This window comes from Teichococcus aerofrigidensis (genome assembly GCF_054073225.1).
In genome coordinates, this window is sequence record NZ_JBSXMU010000026.1 from 24,061 (window position 1) to 43,996 (window position 19,936).

Here is a 19,936-nt window from a genome sequence, read left to right on the forward strand (position 1 = left end):
AGCAACAGGATCGAAATTGATCCACGGAACGGACGAGAAAGCGGAGAGAGCCTCGGGTGCACGAAACCATCCTGGAGACGACAGGCCTGTCCAAGGAGTTCCTTGGCTTCAAGGCCGTCAGCGATGTTTCGCTGAAGGTCAGGCGCGGCAGCATCCATGGCCTGATCGGCCCCAACGGTGCCGGCAAGACCACCTGCTTCAACCTGCTCACGAAGTTCCTGCCGCCAACCCACGGGGCCATCCGCTTCGACGGCCGGGACATCACCAGCCTGAAGCCGGCCGATGTGGCCCGGCTCGGCCTGGTGCGGAGCTTCCAGATCTCGGCGGTCTTCCCGCACCTGACCGTGCTCGAGAACGTTCGCGTCGCCCTGCAGCGCGAGCGGGGGGCCAGCTTCGACTTCTGGCGGTCGGATGCCGTCCTGCGGCGCTACGACGCCCGGGCGCGCGAACTGCTGGAGGATGTCGGCCTGTCCGGCTATGCCCACCTGACCGCCGGCCAGCTTCCCTACGGCCGCAAGCGCGCGCTCGAGATCGCCACCACCCTGGCCCTCGACCCGGTGATGATGCTGCTCGACGAACCCACCGCCGGCATGACGGCCGAGGACGTGGACCGCATCGTCGCCCTGGTGAAGCGGGTGGCGGAGGGGCGCACCGTGCTGATGGTGGAGCACAACCTCAAGGTCGTGGAAGGGCTGTGCGACACCATCACCGTGCTGACCCGCGGCCGCGTCCTGGCCGAGGGCGGCTATGCCGAGGTTTCGCGCAACCCGGAGGTCATCGCCGCCTATCTCGGCGCCGATCCCGGCATCTCGGGAGGACAGGCGCATGGCTGATCCGTTGCTGAAGGTTGAGAACCTGCAGGCCTGGTATGGCGAGAGCCACATCCTGCACGGTGTCGGCATCGAGGTGCGCGAGGGCGAGGTGGTCACGCTGCTCGGCCGCAACGGCGCCGGCAAGACCACCACGCTACGGTCCATCATGGGGCTGGTCGGCCGGCGCAGCGGCAGCGTGCGCTTCGAGGGCCGGGAGATGATCGACGCGCGCAGCGACCGGATCGCCCGCGCCGGAATCGCGCTCTGCCCCGAGGAGCGCGGCATCTTCGCCAGCCTCGACGTGACCGAGAACCTCCTGCTGCCGCCGGTGGTCCGGCCGGGGGGGATGGATCTCGAGGCGATCTACACGCTCTTTCCCAACCTGAAGGAGCGGGCCCGCAGCCCGGGCACGAAGCTGTCCGGCGGCGAGCAGCAGATGCTGGCGATCGCGCGGATCCTCCGCACCGGCGCGCGGCTGCTGATGCTGGACGAGCCGACCGAGGGCCTCGCCCCGGTCATCGTGCAGCAGATCGGCCGCACCATCCGCGAGATCAAGCAGCGCGGCTTCACGGTGCTGCTGGTGGAGCAGAACTTCCGCTTCGCCCAGACCGTGGCCGACCGCCACTACGTCATGGAGCATGGCCGGGTCGTGGACGCCGTCAGCAATGCCGAGCTCGCCTCGTCCATGGACCGTCTGCACGAGTATCTCGGCGTCTGAGTGCCCGGCGCCGGGGCAGAGGTTCCCGCCACCAGAAGTATGGACGATGCCGTGCCTGACGGGCCGGAGATGCCCCATGCCACCCGCCCCGCGGGTCTCAACAGGGGAAAAAAAGGGAGAGTCCGATGACACAAGACCGCCGCAGCCTGCTCAAGACCGCCGCCGCGGCCGCGCTGTTGCCCGGCCTCGGCGCCGGGCTGGCCGCCATGCCCCGCCCCGCCCGGGCGCAGCCGACGACGCTGAAGATCGGCGTGCTGAACGATCAGTCCGGCGTCTACCGCGAGGTGTCGGGCCCCACCTCGACGGCCTGCGTCCGCCAGGCCATCCAGGACAGCGGCATCGCCGCCAAGGGCGTCACGGTCGAGGTCGTGCAGGCGGACCACCAGAACAAGGCCGATGTCGGCTCGACCATCGTGCGCCAGTGGATCGACCGGGACGGCGTCGATGTCATCGTCGACGTGCCGAATTCGGCGGTGGCGCTGGCGGTCAACGGCATCGTCCGCGAGAAGAACAAGGTCTATCTGAATTCGACCGGCGGCACGACCGAGCTGACCGGGCGCCAGTGCAGCCCGAACACCGTCCACTGGACCTACGACACCTACATGCTGGCGCGGTCCACGGGCGGCGCCATGGTCAAGACCGGCGCCGACAGCTGGTTCTTCATCACCGCCGACTACGCCTTCGGCCACGACCTCGAGCGCAACACCACCGGCTTCATCCAGGCCGCGGGCGGCAAGGTGCTGGGCTCCGTGCGGCATCCGCTGCAATCGACCGATTTCTCCTCCTATCTGCTTCAGGCGCAGCAGAGCCGGGCCAAGGTGATCGGCCTCGCCAATGCCGGCACCGACACCATCAACAGTGTCAAGCAGGCGGCGGAGTTCGGCGTCACCCGGCGCGGCACCAAGATCGCCGTGCTGCTGATGTTCATCAACGATGTGCACAGCCTCGGCCTGAAGGCGGCGCAGGGGCTGGTCTGCACCGAGAGCTTCTACTGGGACCTCAACGACCGCACCCGCGCCTTCACCGAACGCGTTCGCGGGAGCCTCGCCGGCAACTACCCGGCCATGTCGCATGCCGGCTGCTACGCCTCGGTGCTGCACTACCTCAAGGCCGTGGCCGACATGGGCGCCCCGGCGGCCAAGGCCAGCGGCACCGATGTGGTCGCGCGGATGAAGGCCATGCCGACGGATGACGACGCCTTCGGCAAGGGCCGCATCCGCGAGGACGGGCGCAAGCTGCACCCGGCCTATCTCTTCGAGGTCAAGACCCCCGAGGAATCCCGCGGCCCCTGGGACTACTACAAGCTGCTGCAGACGACGGAGGCCGAGGAGGCCTTCCGCCCCCTCGCAGAGGGCAGCTGCCCGCTGGTCCGTAGCTGATCCTGCGGCCGGGCGCCCGCGCGGCCGGCCATCCCGCTCTCTTCTCGCCCAGGAAGCCCACCGGTGTTCGAAGATCTCCTGTTCCAACTCGAACTCGGCTTGCCGCAGGTCGTGCTCGGGCTGGTGAACGGCGCCTTCTACGCGCTGCTCTCGCTCGGCCTCGCCGTCATCTTCGGCATGCTGAACGTCATCAATTTCGCGCACGGCGCCCAGTTCATGATGGGTGCCTTCGTCGCCTGGATGCTGCTCAACTGGTTCGGCATCGGCTATTGGCCGGCGCTGATCCTCTCGCCGCTGATCGTCGGCGCCTTCGGCGTGCTGCTGGAGAAGACGATGATCAGCCGACTCTACAAGCTCGATCATCTCTACGGCCTGCTGCTGACCTTCGGCCTGGCGCTGATCATCGAGGGGATCTTCCGCAACGAGTTCGGCTCCTCCGGACTGCCCTATTCGCCACCCGCCTCGCTCGCCGGCCCGCCGGTCGATCTCGGCTTCATGTTCCTGCCGAAGTACCGCCTCTGGGTCGTCGCCGCGGCGCTGGTCCTGAGCCTCGCCACCTGGCTGGTGATCGAGAAGACGCGGCTCGGCGCCTATCTGCGCGCGGCGACCGAGAATGCCGCGCTGGTCCAGGCCTTCGGTGTCAACGTGCCGCGGATGGTCACGCTGACCTATGCGGCGGGCGTGGCGCTCGCCGCCTTCGCCGGCGTGCTGGCGGCGCCGATCTACTCGGTCAATCCGCAGATGGGCTCGAACCTCATCATCGTCGTCTTCGCCGTGGTGGTGATCGGGGGCATGGGCTCGATCCTGGGCTCGGTGCTGACCGGCTTCGGCCTCGGCCTGGTCGAGGGGCTCACCAAGGTCTTCTATCCCGAGGCCTCCTCCACCGTGATCTTCGTCATCATGGCCATCGTGCTGCTGGCGCGGCCGGCCGGCCTGTTCGGGAGGGCCTGAACCATGGCCAGCCATGCCAGCACCATCGCCGCGCCGGTGGCGCAGGACGCGCCGGGCCTGCCGGGCCTCTCCGCGCTCGGCTTCAACCGGGCGCAGAGCATCGCCTTCCTGATCCTGCTCGCCCTGCTGATCGCCGGGCCGTTCTTCCTCTACCCCGTCTTCCTGATGAAGTTGCTCTGCTTCGCCCTCTTCGCCTGCGCCTTCAACCTGCTGATCGGCTATGTCGGGCTGCTCTCCTTCGGCCATGCCATGTTCTTCGGCATGGGCGGCTATCTCGCGGCGCATGCGGCCAAGGTCTGGGGCTTCACGCCGGAGCTGGCCATCCTGACCGGCGGCGCGGTGGGGGCCGGGCTCGGCGTGGTCGCCGGCTGGATCGCCATCCGGCGGCAGGGCATCTACTTCGCCATGATCACCCTGGCGCTGGCGCAGATGGTCTACTTCTTCTGCCTGCAGGCGCCCTTCACCGGCGGGGAGGACGGCATTCAGCGGGTGCCGCGCGGGGCGCTTCTCGGCGTCATCGATCTCGGCCGGGACATGAGCCTCTACTGGGTCGTCGCCGCCGTCTTCCTGGCCGGCTTCCTCTTCATCAACCGCGTGGTCCATTCGCCCTTCGGCCAGGTGCTGACCGCGATCCGCGAGAACGAGCCGCGTGCCATCTCCCTCGGCTACCGGGCGGACGACTACAAGCTGATGGCTTTCACCCTCTCGGCGACGCTGGCCGGCATCGCCGGTGGCACCAAGGCGCTCGTCTTCGGGATCGCCACGCTGACCGATGTCTACTGGGCCATGTCGGGCGAGGTGGTGCTGATGACGCTGCTGGGCGGCCTTGGCACGGTCTTCGGCCCGGTGGTCGGTGCCGCCGTCATCGTGACCATGCAGAACTACCTGGCCGAGTTCGGCGCCTGGGTGACGGTGATCCAGGGCGGCATCTTCGTCGCCTGCGTGCTGGCCTTCCGCGCCGGGATCGTGGGTGAGCTGGCGCGGTTGCTCAAAGTCCGGCTCTAACACTTAGCGCGGAGGGGCGAGACCGAGCCGCAGCGCCTGGTCGGCGATCAGCGCCAGCCAGGCGGTGAAGACCGCGCCCTGCAGCACCCAGGCGGTGTTGCCGTTGGCGAGGCCGGTGACGATCGGCGTGCCGAGGCATTGCGCCCCGGCCACCGCGCCCACCGCCGTGGTGGCGATGGCGAGCACGACCGCGACGCGCAGCCCGGCCTGGATGACCGGCAGGGCGAGCGGCAGCTCCACCCGCGCCAGGATGCGCCCCGGCCCCATGCCGAGGCCGCGCGCGGCGTCCAGCACGGTGGCCGGCACGGCATCCAGCCCGGTCACCGTGCTCCGCATCACCGGCAGGGCGGAGTAGAGCACCAGGGCCAGCAGCGTCGGCGCCGCGCCGAAGCCGAGCAGGGGCAGGGCGAGCGCGATGACCGCCACTGGCGGGATGGCCTGGGCCAGCGCGAAGGCGGCGTCGAAGACCGGGCGCAGCCGGCGCCCCGCGCCGCGGGTGCAGGCGATGCCGGCGCCGAGCCCGATCAGCGTGGCCAGGGCAGCGGCGCCGAGCGCCAGCAGCAGATGTTCGAAAAGCAGCGCGAACCAGCCCTGGCTCTCCCAGACGGGCCGGGCGATCTCCGGGAACAGGGCGCGCCACAGGCCCGGCAGGCGCGGCGCCGCCCAGAGGGCGAGAAGAAAGCCCGCCAGGTTCACGCCCAGCCCCGTCAGCCCCGGCCGCCTCATGCCGCCCGCACCAGATCGGCCCAGTACAGGGTGCCGCCGCCATGCGGGCCGTCGGGGAGGACCGCCACCCGGTCGGCGCCCAGCTCCAGCATCAGCAGCAGCGCCTGCTTCAGGCTGGCCCCGGCCGGCAGCACGGGCAGGTCGTCCTCCGCGTCCTCCGGCTGTGCCAGGGCCTGGGCCGGGAGGGTGGCGAGGCGGTGGAAGGCCATGCTCTCCTCGCCGAAGAGGCGGCGCACGCTGCGCTCGCCGTCCTGCTCCATCACCTGGGCGGGCCGGCCCTGCGCGATCAGCCGGCCATCCTCCAGCACGGCCAGGAGGTCGGCCAGCGCCAGCGCCTCCTCGACGTCATGGGTGACGAAGAGGATGGTCTTGCCGGTCTCCCCATGGATGCGGCGCAGCTCCCGCTGGAGGTCGCGCCGGGTGCCGGGATCGAGCGCGGAGAAGGGCTCGTCCATCAGCAGCACCGGCGGATCGGCGGCGAGCGCCCGGGCCAGTCCCACGCGTTGCGCCTGGCCACCGGACAGCTCGTGCGGATAGCGGTCGCGGAAGCGGGCCGGGTCGAGCCCGACCAGCGCCAGCAGCGCATCCACCCGCGCGGCGATGCGCCCCGCCTCCCAGCCCAGCAGGCGCGGCACGGTGGCGATGTTCTCCGCCACCTGCCAGTGCGGGAACAGCCCGACCGACTGGATGACATAGCCGATCCCCCGGCGGAGCGTTTCCGGCTCGATCCCCGCCACGTCGCGTCCGCGCAGCAGCACGCGGCCGGCCGAGGGCTCGGCCAGCCGGTTCACCATCCGCAGGAGCGTGGACTTGCCCGAGCCGGATTCGCCCAGCAGCACGCAGAGCCTGCCCTCGGCCACCTCCAGCGTGACATGGTCCACCGCCGCCCGTTCGCCATAGCGCCGGGTCACCCCCTCGAAGCGGATCACCGGCCCGGACTCCCCGCCGCGCCGAGCCGGGCCTGCAGCGCCGCCAGCCCCGCATCCACCAGCAGGGACAGGGCCACGACCGGCATCACGCCGAGCAGGATCAGATCCGTGGCGAGCTGGCCGATGCCTTGGAAGACCAGCCGTCCCAGCCCGCCGCCGCCGATCAGCGCCGCCAGCGTGGCGAGGCCCACCGCCTGCACCGCCGCCAGGCGCAATCCGCCGAGGATGACGCCGAGGCCGAGCGGCAGGCGCAGGCGCAGCAGGATCTGCCATGGCGTCATGCCCTGGCCCCGGGCGGCGTCGACCAGCGCGGGGGGCGCGACCCGCAGCCCCGCCAGCAGACCGCTGGCGAGCGGCAGCAGGAGATAGGCGGCGATTCCGAGCGTCGCGGGGGCGGCGCCGATGCCGCCGATGCCCCAGCTCCGCAGCGCCGGCCAGGTGGTGGCGAGGCTGGCCAGGGGCGCCATCAGCAGGCCGAAGAGGGCGATGGACGGCACCACCTGGAAGCCGTTGGCCAGGGTCATGAGCGCCATCTCGAGCCGCGGTCGCCGCAGGGCCAGGAGCCCGAGCGGCAGTGCCACCAGCAGCGCCAGCCCCAGCGCACCCCCGGCCAGCGCCAGATGGCCGACCAGCGCCGTGCGCAGCTCCTCGCCCCGCGCCTGACCCTCGCGCACCACCGACAGGCCGTCGAGCAGGCCGAGCGCCAGCAAGAGGCCGCCGCCGACCACCGCCAGGGCCAGGAAGCGGGACGGAGTCGCGCCCCGCCCGGCGGCGCAGCTTCCGGCACCGAGGGCCAGCAGCAGAACGGCCAGCCAGAAGCCCGCCGCCGGCATGGCGCGGGCCATGCGGGGCGCCTCCCCGAGCACCGCGCCGGCGCCCAGGCCGATCGCGCCGAGCAGCCCGGCGAAGGCCAGGGCGGCGGAAAGCTCGGCCCAGGGCAGGCCGCGCCCGCGCCGCGAGAGCAGCACCATGCCGAGGCAGCCTGCGAGGAAGCAGGCCACCGCGATGCCGGTGCCCGCCTGCATCGGCAAGGCCACGGGCCGGGGGCTCAACAGGCGGTTGGGCGCGAGGGAGATCCAGCCCAGCAGGAAAGGGCAGAGGGCGGCGAGCGCGGCCAGGATGGCCACCGCCAGGGCCTCGCGCGGCGGCGCGGGCCGGGCGCGGTCTTCCGGCACCGCCAGCGCCAGGGGGCGCGGCATCTCAGCGGGCCGGGCCGAGGCCGCCGAGATGGGCGCGCGCCACCTCCTGCGCCGGCTGGCCCTCGACCACGATGCGGGCATTCAGCGTTTGCAGGGTCTCCAGGCCGAGCGAGGCGAAGACCGGATCGAGCCAGGCGGCCAGCTCCGGCAGGCGCTCGGCCACCGGGCGGCGCACCACCGGCGCCGGCCGGTAGACCACCTGCGCCCCCTTCGGATCGTCCAGCACCACGAGGTCGAGCGCCTGGATGGCGCCGTCCGTGCCGTACACCATGGCGGCGTTGACGCCGTTCAGCCCCTCCGCGGCGGCGCGCATGGTGACGGCGGTGTCGCCGCCGGAGAGAACCAGCAGCCGCTCCGGCGGCAGGGTGAAGCCATAGGCCTTCTGGAAGGCGGGAAGAGCGGCCGGACTCTCGACGAACTCGGCCGAGGCGGCCAGCTTGAAGGCCCCGCCGGCGGCGAGATGCCGTGCCAGATCCGCCATGCCGGCCAGCTTCGCCTGCCGCGCCAGGTCACGCCGCACGGCGATGGCCCAGGTGTTGTTGGCCGCGGCCGGGCGCAGCCAGACGAGGTTGTTGCGCTCGGCATCCAGGGCCCGGACCTTGGCCGCACCCTGCTCGGCGTCGTGCCAGGCCGGATCGGTTTCCATCTGGAAGAAGAACGCGCCGTTGCCGGTGTATTCCGGATAGATGTCGACCTCGCCGGCCAGGATCGCCTCGCGCAGGATGCGCGTCGGGCCGAGCTGAAGGCGCCGCCGCACGGCGACCCCCTTCGCCTCCAGAACCTGCGCGATCATCTCACCGAGGAGGGCGCTTTCCGTGTCCAGCTTGGAGGCGACGGTGACCGGCCGCCCGGTCTGGCCCCGGGCGGAGCGTGACATCGGGGTGAGCAGCCCCAATGGTAACCCGGCGGCCAGCGCGGCGGTCAGGAGGGTGCGGCGGGCGGGGCGGGAAGGGTTCACCGGGTGCTCTCCGATCGTTGGCCCACCGGTCGGCCTCCTTGGGGGACCCTCTTGGGAGGCCGATGGGCATCATGACAGCGGCAACGCCTGAGCCGCCCGATGGTGGCGGCCCGTCATGCTGCCGGCTGGACGCGGCCGCTGCCAAGCCCGCGCGGCGGTGCGCCCTCCGGGGCGCGGCACACGTTTCCGGCACCGATGGGCACCGTGAGAGGCGGGGTTTTCCCTTGCGCTTTCCGGCGCCTGCGGCCTCAAACTGGCGGTATGCGCGCCAGTCCGCTTCTGTGCTCCCTGCTGCTGTCCGCCCTTTGCCCGGTACTGGCGCCGGCTCAGACGCTCGTCCAGACACCCGCGCCGGAGGCGCGACGGGGCGAGGTGGAGCGGCTGCTGGACGCCCTGCCAGCGGCGCCCGACGAGACGGCGGGCCGGGCGCTGGAGGCCCGCATCCGGGGGCTCTGGGCCCAGCAGGCCTCGCCGACGGTCGCGCTGCTGATGCGGCGTGGCCAGCGCAACCTGGAGACCGAGGCCGCCGGCGACGCCGTCGAGGATTTCGATGCCGCCCTGGTGCTGCAACCGACCTATGCCGAGGCCTGGCTGATGCGGGCGCAGGCGCTGCTCGTCCTGGGCGACCTCGCGGCGGCGACACAGGACCTGCGCCAGGCCCTGGTCCTGCAGCCGCGCCACTTCGGCGCCCTGACCCTGCTCTCGATGGTCCGGGAGCAGGCCGGCGATCGGGAGGGGGCGCTGCGGGCCATGCAGGAGGCCGTCTCCCTGCATCCCTGGATCAGCGGCGGGGCCGAGCGGCTGCGCGCCCTGCGCCGGCGGGCGCTGGGCGAGGACGCCTGAGCCGCCTGCCCCCTACTTCACCGTCGCGACCCGCAACGCATTGGTGGTGCCGGGCGTGCCGAAGGGCACCCCGGCGGTGACGACGATCTCCTGACCGCTCTGCGCGAAGCCCTCGGTCTGCGCCGCGCGCACCGCCTTCTGCACCATGTCGGTCATGCTGTGCGGCTCGTGCGAGAGCAGCGGATGCACGCCCCAGATCACCGCCATCCGCCGCGCCGTGGCCTCGCTCGAGGTCAGGCCCAGGATGGGACAGGCGGGGCGCTCGCGCCCGACGCGCAGCGTCGTGGACCCGGTGGCGGTGAAGGTGGCGATGGCCTCGGCGCCGATCGTCTCCGCGACCTGCCGTGCCGCCGCGGCGATGGCGCCGGCGGAATTCTTCTCCGGCGCCGGCCGGGCGGCATCGGTGATCTGCCGCCAGCCGCCGTCCTGCTCCACGCGGGAGAGGATGCGGTCCATCATGTTGACGGCCTCGTAGGGGTATTGCCCGGCGGCGCTCTCGGCCGAGAGCATCACCGCATCGGCGCCGTCGAACACGGCCGTGGCGACGTCCGAGGCCTCGGCGCGGGTGGGCGCCGGCGCGGTGATCATGCTCTCCAGCATCTGCGTCGCGACGACGACGGGCAGGCCACGCGCCCGCGCCTCGCGCACGATGCGCTTCTGGATCAGCGGCACCTCCTCGGGCGGGCATTCGACGCCGAGATCGCCGCGCGCCACCATCACGCAGTCGGTCTCGCCGAGGATGCCCTCCAGGTTCTCGACCGCCTGCGGCTTCTCCATCTTCACCATGACCCAGGCACGGCCATCGGCGATGCGCTTCGCCTCGGCGACATCCTCCGGGCGCTGCACGAAGGAGAGGCCGATATACTCGATGCCGAGCGGCAGCACGAAGTCGAGGTCGGTGCGATCCTTCGCGGTCAGCGCCGGGATCGGCAGCGCCACGTCCGGCACGTTGACCCCCTTGCGGTCGGAGAGCGGGCCGCCGACCAGGATCTCGGTCTCCAGATGATCGTCCCGCTTGTGCAGGACGCGCAGCCGGAGCTTGCCGTCGTCCAGCAGCAGGGTGGTGCCGATGCGGGCGGCATCGATGATCTCGGGATGCGGCAGCTGCACGCGGCGCACGTCGCCCGGCGTGGCGCTCAGGTCGAGGCGGAAGTGCTGGCCCGATTGCAGCTGCACGCGGCCGCCCTGGAAGCGGCCGACGCGGAGCTTCGGCCCCTGGACGTCGGCCAGGATGCCAATCGGGCGCCCTACCTTCTTCTCCAGCGCGCGGATCATCTGGATCCGCTGGGCGTGGTCCTCATGGCTGCCATGGCTGAAGTTGAGCCGGAAGACGTCGGCGCCGCCACGATAGAGACGCTCGATCACCTCCGGCGTGGAACTGGCGGGGCCGAGCGTGGCGACGATCTTGGTGCGGCGGCGGCGGCGAAGCGGAATGCGCGGCGGCAAAGGCGGAAATCCTTCTGGAAGTCGGGCCGGAGGCGGATCGGGGCCTCAGGCGATCAGGATGGCGCGGAAATCATTGACGTTGGTCAGGGTCGGGCCCGTCACGATGGTATCGCCCAGCGGGCTGAACAACCCGTGACTGTCATGTGACGCAAGCAGCGCCCGCGCATCCAGCCCGGCGGCGGCCGCCCGCGCCAGCGTGTCGGGCGTGGCGATGGCGCCGGCATTGTCCTCCGAACCGTCGATCCCGTCGGTGTCCCCCATCAGCGCCCAGAGCCCCGGCGCGCCGGTGGCGGCCAGGGTAAAGCCCAGCAGCGCCTCCAGGTTGCGCCCGCCCCGGCCGCTCCTCTGGCCGGGGCGGAGAGTGACGGTGGTCTCGCCGCCCGAGAGCAGCACGGCGGGGGCGGGCAGGGGGTGGCCATGGGCGCGGACGCTGCGGGCGATGCCGGCCAGCACGGTGCCGAGCACGCTGGCCTCACCCTCCAGCGCGTCGCCGAGCAGCAGCGGCGTCAGGCCGAGCGCGCGGGCCTCGGCGGCGGCGGCCTCCAGCGCCCTCTGCGGCGCCGCGATCAGACGGAAGGTGGCGCGGTCGAAGCAGGCGTCGCCGGGCTTCGGCGTCTCCCCGGCGGCGGCCTCCAGATGCGCGGCCACGGCAGGCGGGAGGTCGATGCCGTAATGCGCCACGATGGCGCGCGCCTCGGCGAAGGTCGAGGGATCGGGCACGGTGGGGCCGGAGGCGATCACCGCCGGGTCGTCGCCCGGCACGTCGGAGATGGCGAGCGTCAGCAGCCGGGCCGGCGCCGCCGCGGCCGCCAGCCGTCCGCCCTTGATGGCGGAGAGATGCCGGCGGACGCAGTTCATCTCCTGGATGGTGGCGCCGGAGGCGAGCAGGGCGCGGTTCACCGCCTGCTTGTCCGCGAGCGTCAGGCCGGCCGCGGGCAGCGCCATCAGTGCCGAGCCGCCGCCCGAGATCAGCGCCAGCACCAGATCCTCGGGGCCGAGGCCCTGGACCGCGGCCAGCACCCTCGCCGCCGCCGCCTCGCCGGCCGCGTCCGGCACCGGGTGGCTCGCCTCCACCACCGCGATGCGGCGCGTCGGCACGGCATGGCCGTAGCGGGTGATCACCAGCCCCGACAGCGCCACCTCCGGCCAGGCCGCCTCCACGGCCGCCGCCATCACCGCCGCCGACTTGCCGGCGCCCACCACCACCACCCGCCCCGCCGGGGGAGCCGGAAGGTGGCCGGCCAGGATGGCGCGCGGATCGGCGGCGCGGACGGCCGCGTCGAACAGGCGGCGCAACGCGTCGCGGGCGGTGTCGTCGGTCCAGCTCATGCGGCATCCCCCGGGAATCCTCGCCGCCATACTGGCCCGAAGCCCCGCCGCACGGAAGGCGGGGGGCTCAGGCCGCCGTGCCGAGCCGGGCGGCGACCTCGGCGGGCGGCAGCCGAACCAGCGCCTCATAGTCGCCGAGCAGGGCCTCGGTCATGGCGGAGGTGGTGAAGGTCCTGTCGCCGATGGCGCGCACCGGCGTCACCTCGGCCGCCGTGCCGGCCAGGAAGGCCTCGCTGGCGCGCGCGATCTCCTCCGGAGCGATGCGGCGCTCGACCACGACGATCTGCCGGCGCCGCGCCAGCGCCATGACGCTCCGCCGCGTGATGCCGTCGAGGAAGCAGGACGGCTCCGGCGTGTGCAGCGCGCCGTCCATGACGAAGAAGATGTTGGCGCCGGTCGCCTCGGCCACATCGCCCTTGAAGTCGAGCATCAGCGCGTCGTCGAAGCCTTCCTCCTCCGCCGCGTGCTTGGCGAGCGTGCCGATCATGTAGAGGCCCGAGGCCTTGCTGGCCGTGGGCGCGGTGTCCGGCGCCGGCCGCCGCCAGCGCGCCATGCCGAGGCGGATGCCGCGCAGGCGGTCCTCGCCGAAGAGGTTGGGCCAGGCCCAGGCGGCGATGGCGAGATGGATGCGCGTGTCGCGCGCCGCGATGGCGAGCCGCTCCGAGCCGCGCCAGGCGATGGGGCGGAGATAGCCATCGCTCAGGCCGTTGCGGGACAGCACCTCCCGGCAGGCGGCGTCGATGGCCTCGGCGGACCAGGGAATCTCGAAGCCCAGCAGGCGGCCGGAAGCCAGCAGCCGCTCGGTGTGCGCGCGCAGACGGAAGATATTTCCGCCATAGGCCCGTTCGCCCTCGAAGACCGCGCTGGCATAATGCAGCCCGTGCGACAGAACGTGCAGGCCGGCCTCCCGCCAGGGCACCATCCTGCCATCGAACCAGATCCAGCCGTCACGATCGTCGAAGGGGACCAGACTCATGTTCATGCTCCTTGAACCATTGAATAAGAAATTTTATTTCCTTATCAGATGAAGGGGTAAAACTATCGGCAATAATATGTCAACAAATCTGACCAAACGGGGACGCATGCCAGGAATGCCCGAGACACCGGACGCCAAGCCCGTTGGCGCCGGCCGCCAGCTCCTTTTCCTGCGCGAGGAGGAGTTGCGGCTGGCGCAGGATCTGCTTTTCTTCGGCTATCGCGACTTCACGGCGGGGCCGGACGCGCTGCTGGCCGAACTCGGAATGGGCCGCGCACATCATCGTGTGCTGCATTTCGTCGGCCGCCGTCCCGGCATCACCGTGGGTGACCTGCTGGCTATTCTCGGCATCACCAAGCAGTCGCTGGGCCGGGTGCTGACGCCGCTGGTCGAGGAGGGCTACGTTGTACAGACGCCGGGCCGGAACGACCGGCGCCAGCGCCTCCTCTCCTTGACCGAGGCGGGGCAGGCGCTGGAACGCCGGCTGTTCGAGCGGCAGAAGGAGTGGGTGATGCGGGCCTATCGCGAGGCCGGGCCGGTGTCGGTGGAGGGCTTCCGCCGGGTGATGCGCGGCCTGATGGGTGAGGATGCGCGGACGCAGCTCGACCGCGCCCTGCCCGAGACCCGGCCGGTGCCGCCCGGAGGCGCGGGATCGAGGAAGGTCGCATGAGCCAGCCTGGCAGCGCGCCGGCCGCCCTGCCGGCCGCGGGCGCCGAACCGCATCTGCTGGTCGTCGATGACGATGCCCGGCTGCGCAACCTGCTGCAACGCTTCCTGGCCGAGCAGGGCTTCCGCGTCACCGCCGCGGCGGACGCCGCCATGGCCCGGCAGGCCCTGCAGTCCATGGCCTTCGACCTGCTGGTGCTCGACGTGATGATGCCGGGGGAATCCGGCCTGGAGCTGACCGAACGCCTGCGGCGCGAGGGGCATGAGGTGCCGATCCTGATGTTGACCGCCGCCGGCGCGCCGGACGACCGCATCGCCGGCTTCGAGCACGGCGCGGACGACTATCTGGCCAAGCCCTTCGAGCCGCGCGAGCTGGCGCTGCGCATCCGCACCATCCTCAAGCGCGCCGCGCCGGCGCTGCCGGCCAACCTGCCGCTGGCCCCGGTGCAACTCGGCGCGCACTGGTTCGACCCGGAGCGGGGAGAGCTGCGCGGCCAGGACGGCACGCAGCGCCTGACGGGCGGCGAGGCGGCGCTGCTCTGCGCCCTGGCCCGACGCGCCGGCGAGGTGCTGACACGCGAGGAGATCGCCGCCGCCCTGGGCACGCCGGAGGCCGGCGAGCGCGCCATCGACGTGCAGGTCACCCGCCTGCGGCGAAAGATCGAGCCCGATCCGCGCGAGCCGCGCTTCCTGCAGACCGTCCGGCACCGGGGCTATGTGCTGAGGCCCGGAACCTGAGCGCGATGCGCATGATGCCGCCGTTGCGCCGCCTGCTGCGGGCGCCGCTGCGGGCCCTGGGAGCGCCGCTGCGGCTGATCCTGCCGCGCGGCCTGCTCGGGCGCGCCCTGCTCATCATCCTGCTGCCGCTGCTGATCCTTCAGGGCGTGGCGCTGCAGCTCTTCTATGGCGGGCATCTCGACGTCATCTCGCGGCGCCTCGCCGGCGGCGTCGCCGGCGATGTCGGCATGGTGGTCGAGCTGCTGTCGCGGCATCCGCTGGAGAGCGAGCGGGGCTGGATCTTCCGCGAGGCCGCCTGGCGGCTCGACCTGTCGCTGGCCTTCGAGCCGGGGGCGGTGATCGCGCCCGGCGCCGCGCGCCAGAGCTGGCTGCCGATCCTGCCGCTGGAGGGGGACCTGAACCAGGCGCTGCAGGAGCGCGTCGGGCTTCCCTTCGACACTGACTGGCAGAGCGACCCGCGCAGCGTGATCATTCGCGTGCAGATGCCGGACGGGCTGCTGCATGTCGAGGCGCCCCGCAAGCGCCTCTTCTTCGGCACGCTCTACCTTTTCGTCATCTGGCTGGTGGGCACCTCGCTGCTGCTCTTCATCGTCGCCGCGCTGTTCATGAAGAACCAGGTGCGCGCCATCCGCCGGCTGGCCAGCGCGGCGGAGGCCTTCGGCGTCGGGCGGGAGGTGGGGCCCATCAAGCCGGAGGGCGCCCGCGAGGTGCGTCAGGCGGCGGCCGCCTTCAACCAGATGCAGAGCCGCATCCGCCGCTTCATCAGCCAGCGGACCGAGATGCTGGCCGGCATCAGCCACGATCTGCGCACGCCGCTGACGCGGCTGCGGCTCGGCCTCGCCATGTTGCCGCCCGGCGCCGAGGAGGACGCGGCCGCCATGACCGAGGATGTGGCGGAGATGGACCGGATGATCGCGACCTACCTCACCTTCGCGCGCGGCGAGGGGCTGGAGCAGTCGCAGCCTGCCGATCTGGCGGAGATGGTGCGCGACCTCGCCGAACGGGCCCGCAAGGACGGCGCGGCGGTGTCCGTGGACACGCCGGAGGCGCTGGTCCTGCCGGTGCGGATCGACGCGCTGCGGCGCTGCCTCGGCAACCTGCTGGACAATGCCCGCCGCCATGCCCGGCGCATCGCCGTGGCGATCGACGAGACCATGCGCCAGGAGGGCGGGCGGGCACCGGGGCGTTGGGTGCAGATCACCGTCGACGATGACGGGCCCGGCATTCCCGAGGTTTCGCGCGAGGAGGCGTTCAAGCCCTTCACCAGCTTCTCGAGCGGCGGTACCGGGCTGGGACTGGCCATCGCGCGCGACATCGCGCGCGCCCATGGCGGCGATATCTCCCTTGAGGCCAGTCCGCTCGGCGGGCTGCGGGCGCGGGTGCGTCTGCCGGCATGAGGTAGGGGCGGCCCCGGGGCGGGGCGCCCGGGGGCCCGGGCGATTCAGCCCGGCTTGGACATGAGACCCTTCACCTCGTCCATCGCCTCGGCGAAGCGCCTGTTCAGCAGGCCGAGCGCCTCCGCGTTCGACTTCTGGATCAACTCGGCGATCTCCTGGATGTTCGACACCGCCTTACCGTAGGTGGACTTCAGCAACTCGGCCTGGCGCGCTGCCTTGTCCTGCGGGTCGCCCTCGGCGGTGACGCTCTGCATCGCCTGGGTCATCTCCTGCATGGACTGCTGCAGGATCTCCATATGCCGGCGGGCGACGGCCTGGGCGCCCTCGATCGCGATCCGGTTAGCCGCTGAAAGGGCCTCGAAGTTCCGACGCTGCGCCGCCGCCAGGGCCTCGGCATCGGGCATGGCGGGGAGCCTGAACTCCGAGAGCATTCGCATGATGTCCGTCTCCGGGCCCGAATTCTTGGCGTCAGACATGGTCGCGTCCCTTCTCTGTTCCTGCGGGTCTTGTGTGCCGGCCATCTCCGCCAGGAGGCGGGATGCCCTTAGGCGGCGGCGCCTCCCGCGGCGGCGGCCTCCTCCGGCTGGGCGCCGCCCAGGCGCAGCAGGCGGGCGGCGCGGTCGGCCTTGTCCAGGGCGCGGTCGAGCGCCGCCATGGTCGGGCCGAGATCCATGCTGTCGTCGCGCTCCCAGGCGTGCAGGGTGGCGAGCCAGACGGTCACCAGCCCCTTGGTCCGCAGCAGCCCGGCGGGGCCGCAGGCGCCGAGCCGCGCCGCCTCCAGCATCCAGGCCATCGAGCCGGCCAGGACCGGGGCCAGGGCGAGGGCCAGGGCCGGGTTGCTCCGCATCTCGCGCCCCAGGCGGAGAATGCCGGCGCGGTGCGGCTGCAGCAGGTCGATGCGTCGCATGAGGGCATCGAAGAGGAGGTCGCGCGGGGTCCCGTTGGGATTGAGGCCGGCATCGCGCAGAACGGCCTGATCGACGAGCCGCGCATGCAGGCAGAGCAGGGCGAACTTGCCGGGCACCCGTCCGCGCAGCGCTTCCAGCGTGATGCCCGCGCGCCCGGCCAGATCCTGCAGGCCGAAGCCGTTCCAGCCGCGCTCGGCCACCAGCGGCCAGAGGGCATCGATCAGCGCCTCGTCGCGGATCGGGGATTGCGTGTCGTTCATGCAGGGAGTGTGGGCCCGCCGGCCGGTTTCGCCAATGGGGCGTCCGGCCGGAATGCCCGGGAAAATCGCCCGGCCTATCCGGCCAGTTCGCGCGAACGCTCGGTGGCGGCGGCGATGGCCTCCGACATCAGGCGGGGCCAGGCCTCGGGTGCCATCAGCACGGCGAGCGCCCGTTCGGTGGTGCCCTTGGGGCTGGTGACGTTGCGGCGAAGCTCGGCGGCATCCAACGGGCTGGCAGCTAGCAGCGCGCCGGAGCCGGCGACGGTGCGGCGGGCCATGCGGCGCGCCAGATCCGGCGGCAGCCCCTGGGCGACGGCGGCCTGCTCCATCACCTCGGCGAGCAGGAAGACATAGGCGGGTCCGCCGCCCGAGACGGCGGTGACGGCATCGAGCAGGCCTTCCCGCTCCACCCAGGCGACCTCGCCCACCGCCGCCAGCAGCGCATCGGCGAGTTGGCGCTGGGGTTCGGTCACGCCCGGTCCGGCGCAGGCGCAGGTGAAACCCTGCCGCACCGCCGCCGGCGTGTTGGGCATGGCCCTGACCAGCCGGGCGTCAACTCCGAGCAGGCCGGCCAGCCCCGCCACGGTCTTGCCGGCCATGATGGAGAGGAACAGGGTTTCCGGCCCGGCGAGGCGGGCGAGGGCGGGCAGCGCCGCCTCCGCCTGCTGCGGCTTGGTGGCCAGCACCACGGCGGCCGGGCGGAACTCCGCCGGCAGCGCCGCGGCCTCGGCCAGGCGGGTGACGCGGCCGGCGAAGGCGGCGGTCGCCTCGCCATGCGGCTCGATCACCACCACCCGCTCCACGCCGCGCTCCAGCCAGCCCTGCAGCATGGCGCCGCCCATCTTGCCGCAGCCGATCAGCAGGATCGGCGGCAGCGGGGCCGGAGGGGCGGCGGCCTCCTCGTTCATGCCTCGCCGACGCAGTCGAGCATGGCGGCGGACAGCGCCTCGGCCGGCGGCTTGCCGCCCCAGAGCACGAACTGGAAGGCGGGGAAGAACCGCTCGCATTCGGTGATGGCGATGTCCACCATGTCCTCCAGGCTTTCCGCGCTGGCGCCGGAGGCGCCGCGCAGCAGCACGGCATGGCGGTAGACGGGGGTTCCGTCATCGCTGTCGATGCCGAAATGGCCGATCCAGAGCTTCTCGTTGGCGAGCGCCAGCAGTTCGTAGAGCGGGCCGCGGCGGTTGGCCGGCACCTTCAGGTCGAAGGCGCAGGTGAAATGCATGGCGCTGATCTCCTGCGACCAGGAGAAGAACAGGCCGTAGTCGCACCACTTGCCGGGAACCTCCACGGCCATCTCGCCATCGGAGCGGCGTTCGAACACCCACTCATTGGCGGCCACGATCTGCTCCAGGACGTCGAGCGGGTTGATTGCACGCTCGCGGTCGACGGTTTGCAGGCCGGACATCGCGGCACCTCCTTCCCGGGTCGAGGGGGACAGGGCCACCCAGATCTTGGGTGAAGCCAAATGCCCGCACCACAATGGATTGCTTATCGCGCCGGCAATTCCCGCCGCAAGAGCGAAGAGACGAGTCTCCTGCTGCGGCGCAAGGTTTTTTTGGCGCTGCAGCATGCCGGTGACACAGGCCGGCCATCCCGCCGTGGCGTGGGGCCTGGATACGGGGTCGGGAAGCCCTAAGCTGGCCGGCATGTCCGCCGACTCCGCCAGCCTGGCCGCCCCCGCGCTCGCCGCCCGCCGTGAACGGGGCATCGGCCTCGCCTGCGCCCTGGGCGTGCTGGCGATCTGGACCGGCTTCATCCTCTCCGCCCGCCTCGCCACCCAGCAGAGCCTGCTGCCCTGGGACCTGGCGGCGCTGCGCTATCTGGGTTCGCTGCCGGTCGGGCTGGCCATGGCCGCGGCCTTCGGCTTGCCACGCCTTCCCTGGCGCCGCACCCTGGCGCTGATGGCGACCGCCGCCTTCGGCTTCCCCTTCGCCGCCTATGTCGGAACCCGCTACGCCCCCGCCGCGCATGGCGGCGTGCTGATGACGGGACTGCTGCCCTTCGCCACGGCGCTGCTGGCGGCCCTGGTGCTGGGCGAGGGCTGGAGCCGGCGGCGCCTGCTGTCGCTCGGCGTGGTCGGGCTGGGCATCGGCCTGCTGGCCCTGGGCAGCCTTGGCCTGCATCCCGGCGCCTGGCGGGGGGATCTGATCTTCCTGCTGGGCTGCCTGTCCTGGGCGGCCTTCACCGTCATGCTCCGGCTGTGGCGCGTGCCGGCCCCCGCCGCGGCCACGATCCTCGCCCTCTACCCGCCGCTGCTCTACCTGCCCCCCTGGCTCCTGCTGCGCGGCCTGCCGTTCGAGGGCGTGGGAGGGCTCACCCTGGCCTATCACCTGGTCTACCAGGGTGTCCTGGCCGTGGCGGTGGCGGGCTTCCTCTTCACCCGGGCCGTGACCGCGCTGGGGGGCGCCACGACAACGACCATCACCGCCCTCGTGCCCGCGCTGGCGGCGCTGCTGGCCTGGCCGCTGCTGGGCGAGCCGCTGGGCGCGGCCGGGCTGCTCGGCGTCGTGCTGGTCTCGGCGGGCATGATGCTGGGCGTCCTCGGCGGCGAGCGCTGAGCCGTGCAGCGCCTCCTGCTGCTGCCCTTCGCGCCGCGCCCGGGAGACCCGGACGGCAACGCCGCGCGGATCGCCGCCGCCCTGCGGCAGGCCGCGGGGGCCGATCTGCTGGTCCTGCCGCGCGCTGCGCTGACC

At 72.2% G+C, this 19,936-nt stretch carries 21 protein-coding genes; 10 read left to right on the forward strand and 11 right to left on the reverse strand.

The genetic code is table 11. From position 1 onward, the window contains the following. Positions 1-56: 56 nt before the first annotated feature. The 5 genes from ACVMLK_RS08255 to ACVMLK_RS08275 all read left to right on the forward strand — a co-directional run bounded on the left by ACVMLK_RS08255 (position 57) and on the right by ACVMLK_RS08275 (position 4,865). Positions 57-833 carry an ABC transporter ATP-binding protein gene (locus ACVMLK_RS08255; RefSeq protein WP_198367878.1) on the forward strand — a complete coding sequence of 259 codons (777 nt, stop codon included), beginning with the start codon at positions 57-59 and terminating at the stop codon, positions 831-833. After that, complete coding sequence (locus tag ACVMLK_RS08260; RefSeq protein WP_198367877.1) at positions 826-1,530, forward strand: ABC transporter ATP-binding protein; 705 nt, start codon at positions 826-828, stop codon at positions 1,528-1,530. The genes ACVMLK_RS08255 and ACVMLK_RS08260 overlap by 8 nt, the downstream gene beginning before the upstream one ends. A 125-nt stretch (positions 1,531-1,655) precedes the next feature. Further along, positions 1,656-2,909, forward strand: a complete 1,254-nt coding sequence (locus tag ACVMLK_RS08265) for an ABC transporter substrate-binding protein (protein ID WP_198367876.1) — start codon at positions 1,656-1,658, stop codon at positions 2,907-2,909. A gap of 63 nt (positions 2,910-2,972) precedes the next feature. Then, a complete protein-coding gene (locus ACVMLK_RS08270; protein ID WP_198367875.1) occupies positions 2,973-3,860 on the forward strand; it encodes a branched-chain amino acid ABC transporter permease in 888 nt (295 codons plus the stop codon). A 3-nt stretch (positions 3,861-3,863) separates the two neighbouring features. Next, on the forward strand, positions 3,864-4,865 hold the full coding sequence (locus ACVMLK_RS08275) for a branched-chain amino acid ABC transporter permease (RefSeq protein ID WP_198367874.1): 1,002 nt from the start codon (positions 3,864-3,866) through the stop codon (positions 4,863-4,865). A gap of 3 nt (positions 4,866-4,868) precedes the next feature. On the opposite strand, the gene ACVMLK_RS08280 is transcribed toward ACVMLK_RS08275, so the two are convergent. From ACVMLK_RS08280 to osmF, 4 genes are read right to left on the reverse strand one after another with little or no spacing between them, the layout of a single operon-like run. Continuing rightward, positions 4,869-5,591 (reverse strand): ABC transporter permease, encoded by a 723-nt coding sequence (locus ACVMLK_RS08280; protein ID WP_457486135.1) that lies wholly within the window; start codon positions 5,589-5,591, stop codon positions 4,869-4,871. Then, positions 5,588-6,520, reverse strand: coding sequence for an ABC transporter ATP-binding protein (locus tag ACVMLK_RS08285; RefSeq protein ID WP_457486136.1), 933 nt, complete (start codon positions 6,518-6,520; stop codon positions 5,588-5,590). The genes ACVMLK_RS08280 and ACVMLK_RS08285 overlap by 4 nt, the downstream gene beginning before the upstream one ends. Next, complete coding sequence (locus ACVMLK_RS08290) at positions 6,517-7,719, reverse strand: ABC transporter permease subunit (protein WP_457486137.1); 1,203 nt, start codon at positions 7,717-7,719, stop codon at positions 6,517-6,519. The genes ACVMLK_RS08285 and ACVMLK_RS08290 overlap by 4 nt, the downstream gene beginning before the upstream one ends. 1 nt (position 7,720) lies before the next feature. Continuing rightward, entirely contained in the window at positions 7,721-8,677 is a 957-nt protein-coding gene (osmF, locus tag ACVMLK_RS08295; RefSeq protein ID WP_457486138.1) for a glycine betaine ABC transporter substrate-binding protein OsmF, read from the reverse strand. Positions 8,678-8,938: 261 nt separating this feature from the next. On the opposite strand from osmF, the gene ACVMLK_RS08300 reads away from it, so the two are divergent. Beyond that, positions 8,939-9,520: a tetratricopeptide repeat protein gene (locus tag ACVMLK_RS08300; RefSeq protein WP_457486139.1), complete on the forward strand. Its 582-nt coding sequence runs from the start codon at positions 8,939-8,941 to the stop codon at positions 9,518-9,520. Positions 9,521-9,532: 12 nt separating this feature from the next. Here the strand turns inward: ACVMLK_RS08300 and pyk are convergent, their stop codons facing one another. The 3 genes from pyk to ACVMLK_RS08315 form a co-directional block, all read right to left on the reverse strand. After that, positions 9,533-10,966: a pyruvate kinase gene (pyk, locus tag ACVMLK_RS08305; RefSeq protein WP_457486140.1), complete on the reverse strand. Its 1,434-nt coding sequence runs from the start codon at positions 10,964-10,966 to the stop codon at positions 9,533-9,535. A gap of 45 nt (positions 10,967-11,011) precedes the next feature. Continuing rightward, positions 11,012-12,295, reverse strand: a complete 1,284-nt coding sequence (locus ACVMLK_RS08310; RefSeq protein ID WP_457486141.1) for a glycerate kinase type-2 family protein — start codon at positions 12,293-12,295, stop codon at positions 11,012-11,014. A 67-nt stretch (positions 12,296-12,362) separates the two neighbouring features. Beyond that, a complete protein-coding gene (locus tag ACVMLK_RS08315) occupies positions 12,363-13,271 on the reverse strand; it encodes a branched-chain amino acid aminotransferase (RefSeq protein WP_457486142.1) in 909 nt (302 codons plus the stop codon). A 115-nt stretch (positions 13,272-13,386) separates the two neighbouring features. Between ACVMLK_RS08315 and ACVMLK_RS08320 the strand changes: the two genes are divergently transcribed. Genes ACVMLK_RS08320 through ACVMLK_RS08330 form a run of 3 tightly spaced genes read left to right on the forward strand, consistent with a single transcriptional unit; the run spans position 13,387 to position 16,072 of the window. Continuing rightward, positions 13,387-13,941, forward strand: a complete 555-nt coding sequence (locus tag ACVMLK_RS08320) for a MarR family winged helix-turn-helix transcriptional regulator (RefSeq protein WP_198367866.1) — start codon at positions 13,387-13,389, stop codon at positions 13,939-13,941. Next, a complete protein-coding gene (locus ACVMLK_RS08325) occupies positions 13,938-14,675 on the forward strand; it encodes a response regulator (protein WP_457486143.1) in 738 nt (245 codons plus the stop codon). Before ACVMLK_RS08320 ends, ACVMLK_RS08325 begins: the two co-directional genes overlap by 4 nt. 11 nt (positions 14,676-14,686) lie before the next feature. Next, complete coding sequence (locus ACVMLK_RS08330; RefSeq protein WP_370592077.1) at positions 14,687-16,072, forward strand: ATP-binding protein; 1,386 nt, start codon at positions 14,687-14,689, stop codon at positions 16,070-16,072. 44 nt (positions 16,073-16,116) lie between these two features. Here ACVMLK_RS08330 and ACVMLK_RS08335 read toward each other — a convergent pair whose 3' ends face one another. The 4 genes from ACVMLK_RS08335 to ACVMLK_RS08350 all read right to left on the reverse strand — a co-directional run bounded on the left by ACVMLK_RS08335 (position 16,117) and on the right by ACVMLK_RS08350 (position 18,648). Beyond that, positions 16,117-16,548 carry a phasin family protein gene (locus ACVMLK_RS08335; RefSeq protein ID WP_422923693.1) on the reverse strand — a complete coding sequence of 144 codons (432 nt, stop codon included), beginning with the start codon at positions 16,546-16,548 and terminating at the stop codon, positions 16,117-16,119. A gap of 68 nt (positions 16,549-16,616) precedes the next feature. Then, positions 16,617-17,240, reverse strand: coding sequence for a TetR family transcriptional regulator (locus ACVMLK_RS08340; RefSeq protein ID WP_198367863.1), 624 nt, complete (start codon positions 17,238-17,240; stop codon positions 16,617-16,619). A gap of 74 nt (positions 17,241-17,314) precedes the next feature. After that, positions 17,315-18,148 (reverse strand): pyrroline-5-carboxylate reductase, encoded by an 834-nt coding sequence (gene proC, locus ACVMLK_RS08345; protein WP_457486144.1) that lies wholly within the window; start codon positions 18,146-18,148, stop codon positions 17,315-17,317. Then, positions 18,145-18,648, reverse strand: a complete 504-nt coding sequence (locus ACVMLK_RS08350) for a type III secretion system chaperone family protein (protein ID WP_198367861.1) — start codon at positions 18,646-18,648, stop codon at positions 18,145-18,147. Before ACVMLK_RS08350 ends, proC begins: the two co-directional genes overlap by 4 nt. 241 nt (positions 18,649-18,889) lie before the next feature. On the opposite strand from ACVMLK_RS08350, the gene ACVMLK_RS08355 reads away from it, so the two are divergent. Continuing rightward, positions 18,890-19,801 carry an EamA family transporter gene (locus ACVMLK_RS08355; protein WP_457486145.1) on the forward strand — a complete coding sequence of 304 codons (912 nt, stop codon included), beginning with the start codon at positions 18,890-18,892 and terminating at the stop codon, positions 19,799-19,801. The last annotated feature ends 135 nt before the right edge of the window (positions 19,802-19,936 follow it).

What these genes read in the sequence shown, in the direction of transcription:
- ACVMLK_RS08260 (WP_198367877.1), top strand. Translation starts at nt 826, where the DNA reads ATGGCTGATCCGTTGCTGAAGGTTGAGAACCTGCAGGCCTGGTATGGC.
- ACVMLK_RS08265 (WP_198367876.1), top strand. Translation starts at nt 1,656, where the DNA reads ATGACACAAGACCGCCGCAGCCTGCTCAAGACCGCCGCCGCGGCCGCG.
- ACVMLK_RS08275 (WP_198367874.1), top strand. Translation starts at nt 3,864, where the DNA reads ATGGCCAGCCATGCCAGCACCATCGCCGCGCCGGTGGCGCAGGACGCG.
- ACVMLK_RS08280 (WP_457486135.1), bottom strand. Translation starts at nt 5,591, where the DNA reads ATGAGGCGGCCGGGGCTGACGGGGCTGGGCGTGAACCTGGCGGGCTTT.
- ACVMLK_RS08290 (WP_457486137.1), bottom strand. Translation starts at nt 7,719, where the DNA reads ATGCCGCGCCCCCTGGCGCTGGCGGTGCCGGAAGACCGCGCCCGGCCC.
- ACVMLK_RS08300 (WP_457486139.1), top strand. Translation starts at nt 8,939, where the DNA reads ATGCGCGCCAGTCCGCTTCTGTGCTCCCTGCTGCTGTCCGCCCTTTGC.
- ACVMLK_RS08310 (WP_457486141.1), bottom strand. Translation starts at nt 12,295, where the DNA reads ATGAGCTGGACCGACGACACCGCCCGCGACGCGTTGCGCCGCCTGTTC.
- ACVMLK_RS08315 (WP_457486142.1), bottom strand. Translation starts at nt 13,271, where the DNA reads ATGAGTCTGGTCCCCTTCGACGATCGTGACGGCTGGATCTGGTTCGAT.
- ACVMLK_RS08320 (WP_198367866.1), top strand. Translation starts at nt 13,387, where the DNA reads ATGCCCGAGACACCGGACGCCAAGCCCGTTGGCGCCGGCCGCCAGCTC.
- ACVMLK_RS08325 (WP_457486143.1), top strand. Translation starts at nt 13,938, where the DNA reads ATGAGCCAGCCTGGCAGCGCGCCGGCCGCCCTGCCGGCCGCGGGCGCC.
- ACVMLK_RS08330 (WP_370592077.1), top strand. Translation starts at nt 14,687, where the DNA reads ATGATGCCGCCGTTGCGCCGCCTGCTGCGGGCGCCGCTGCGGGCCCTG.
- ACVMLK_RS08335 (WP_422923693.1), bottom strand. Translation starts at nt 16,548, where the DNA reads ATGTCTGACGCCAAGAATTCGGGCCCGGAGACGGACATCATGCGAATG.
- ACVMLK_RS08340 (WP_198367863.1), bottom strand. Translation starts at nt 17,240, where the DNA reads ATGAACGACACGCAATCCCCGATCCGCGACGAGGCGCTGATCGATGCC.
- proC (WP_457486144.1), bottom strand. Translation starts at nt 18,148, where the DNA reads ATGAACGAGGAGGCCGCCGCCCCTCCGGCCCCGCTGCCGCCGATCCTG.
- ACVMLK_RS08350 (WP_198367861.1), bottom strand. Translation starts at nt 18,648, where the DNA reads ATGTCCGGCCTGCAAACCGTCGACCGCGAGCGTGCAATCAACCCGCTC.
- ACVMLK_RS08355 (WP_457486145.1), top strand. Translation starts at nt 18,890, where the DNA reads ATGTCCGCCGACTCCGCCAGCCTGGCCGCCCCCGCGCTCGCCGCCCGC.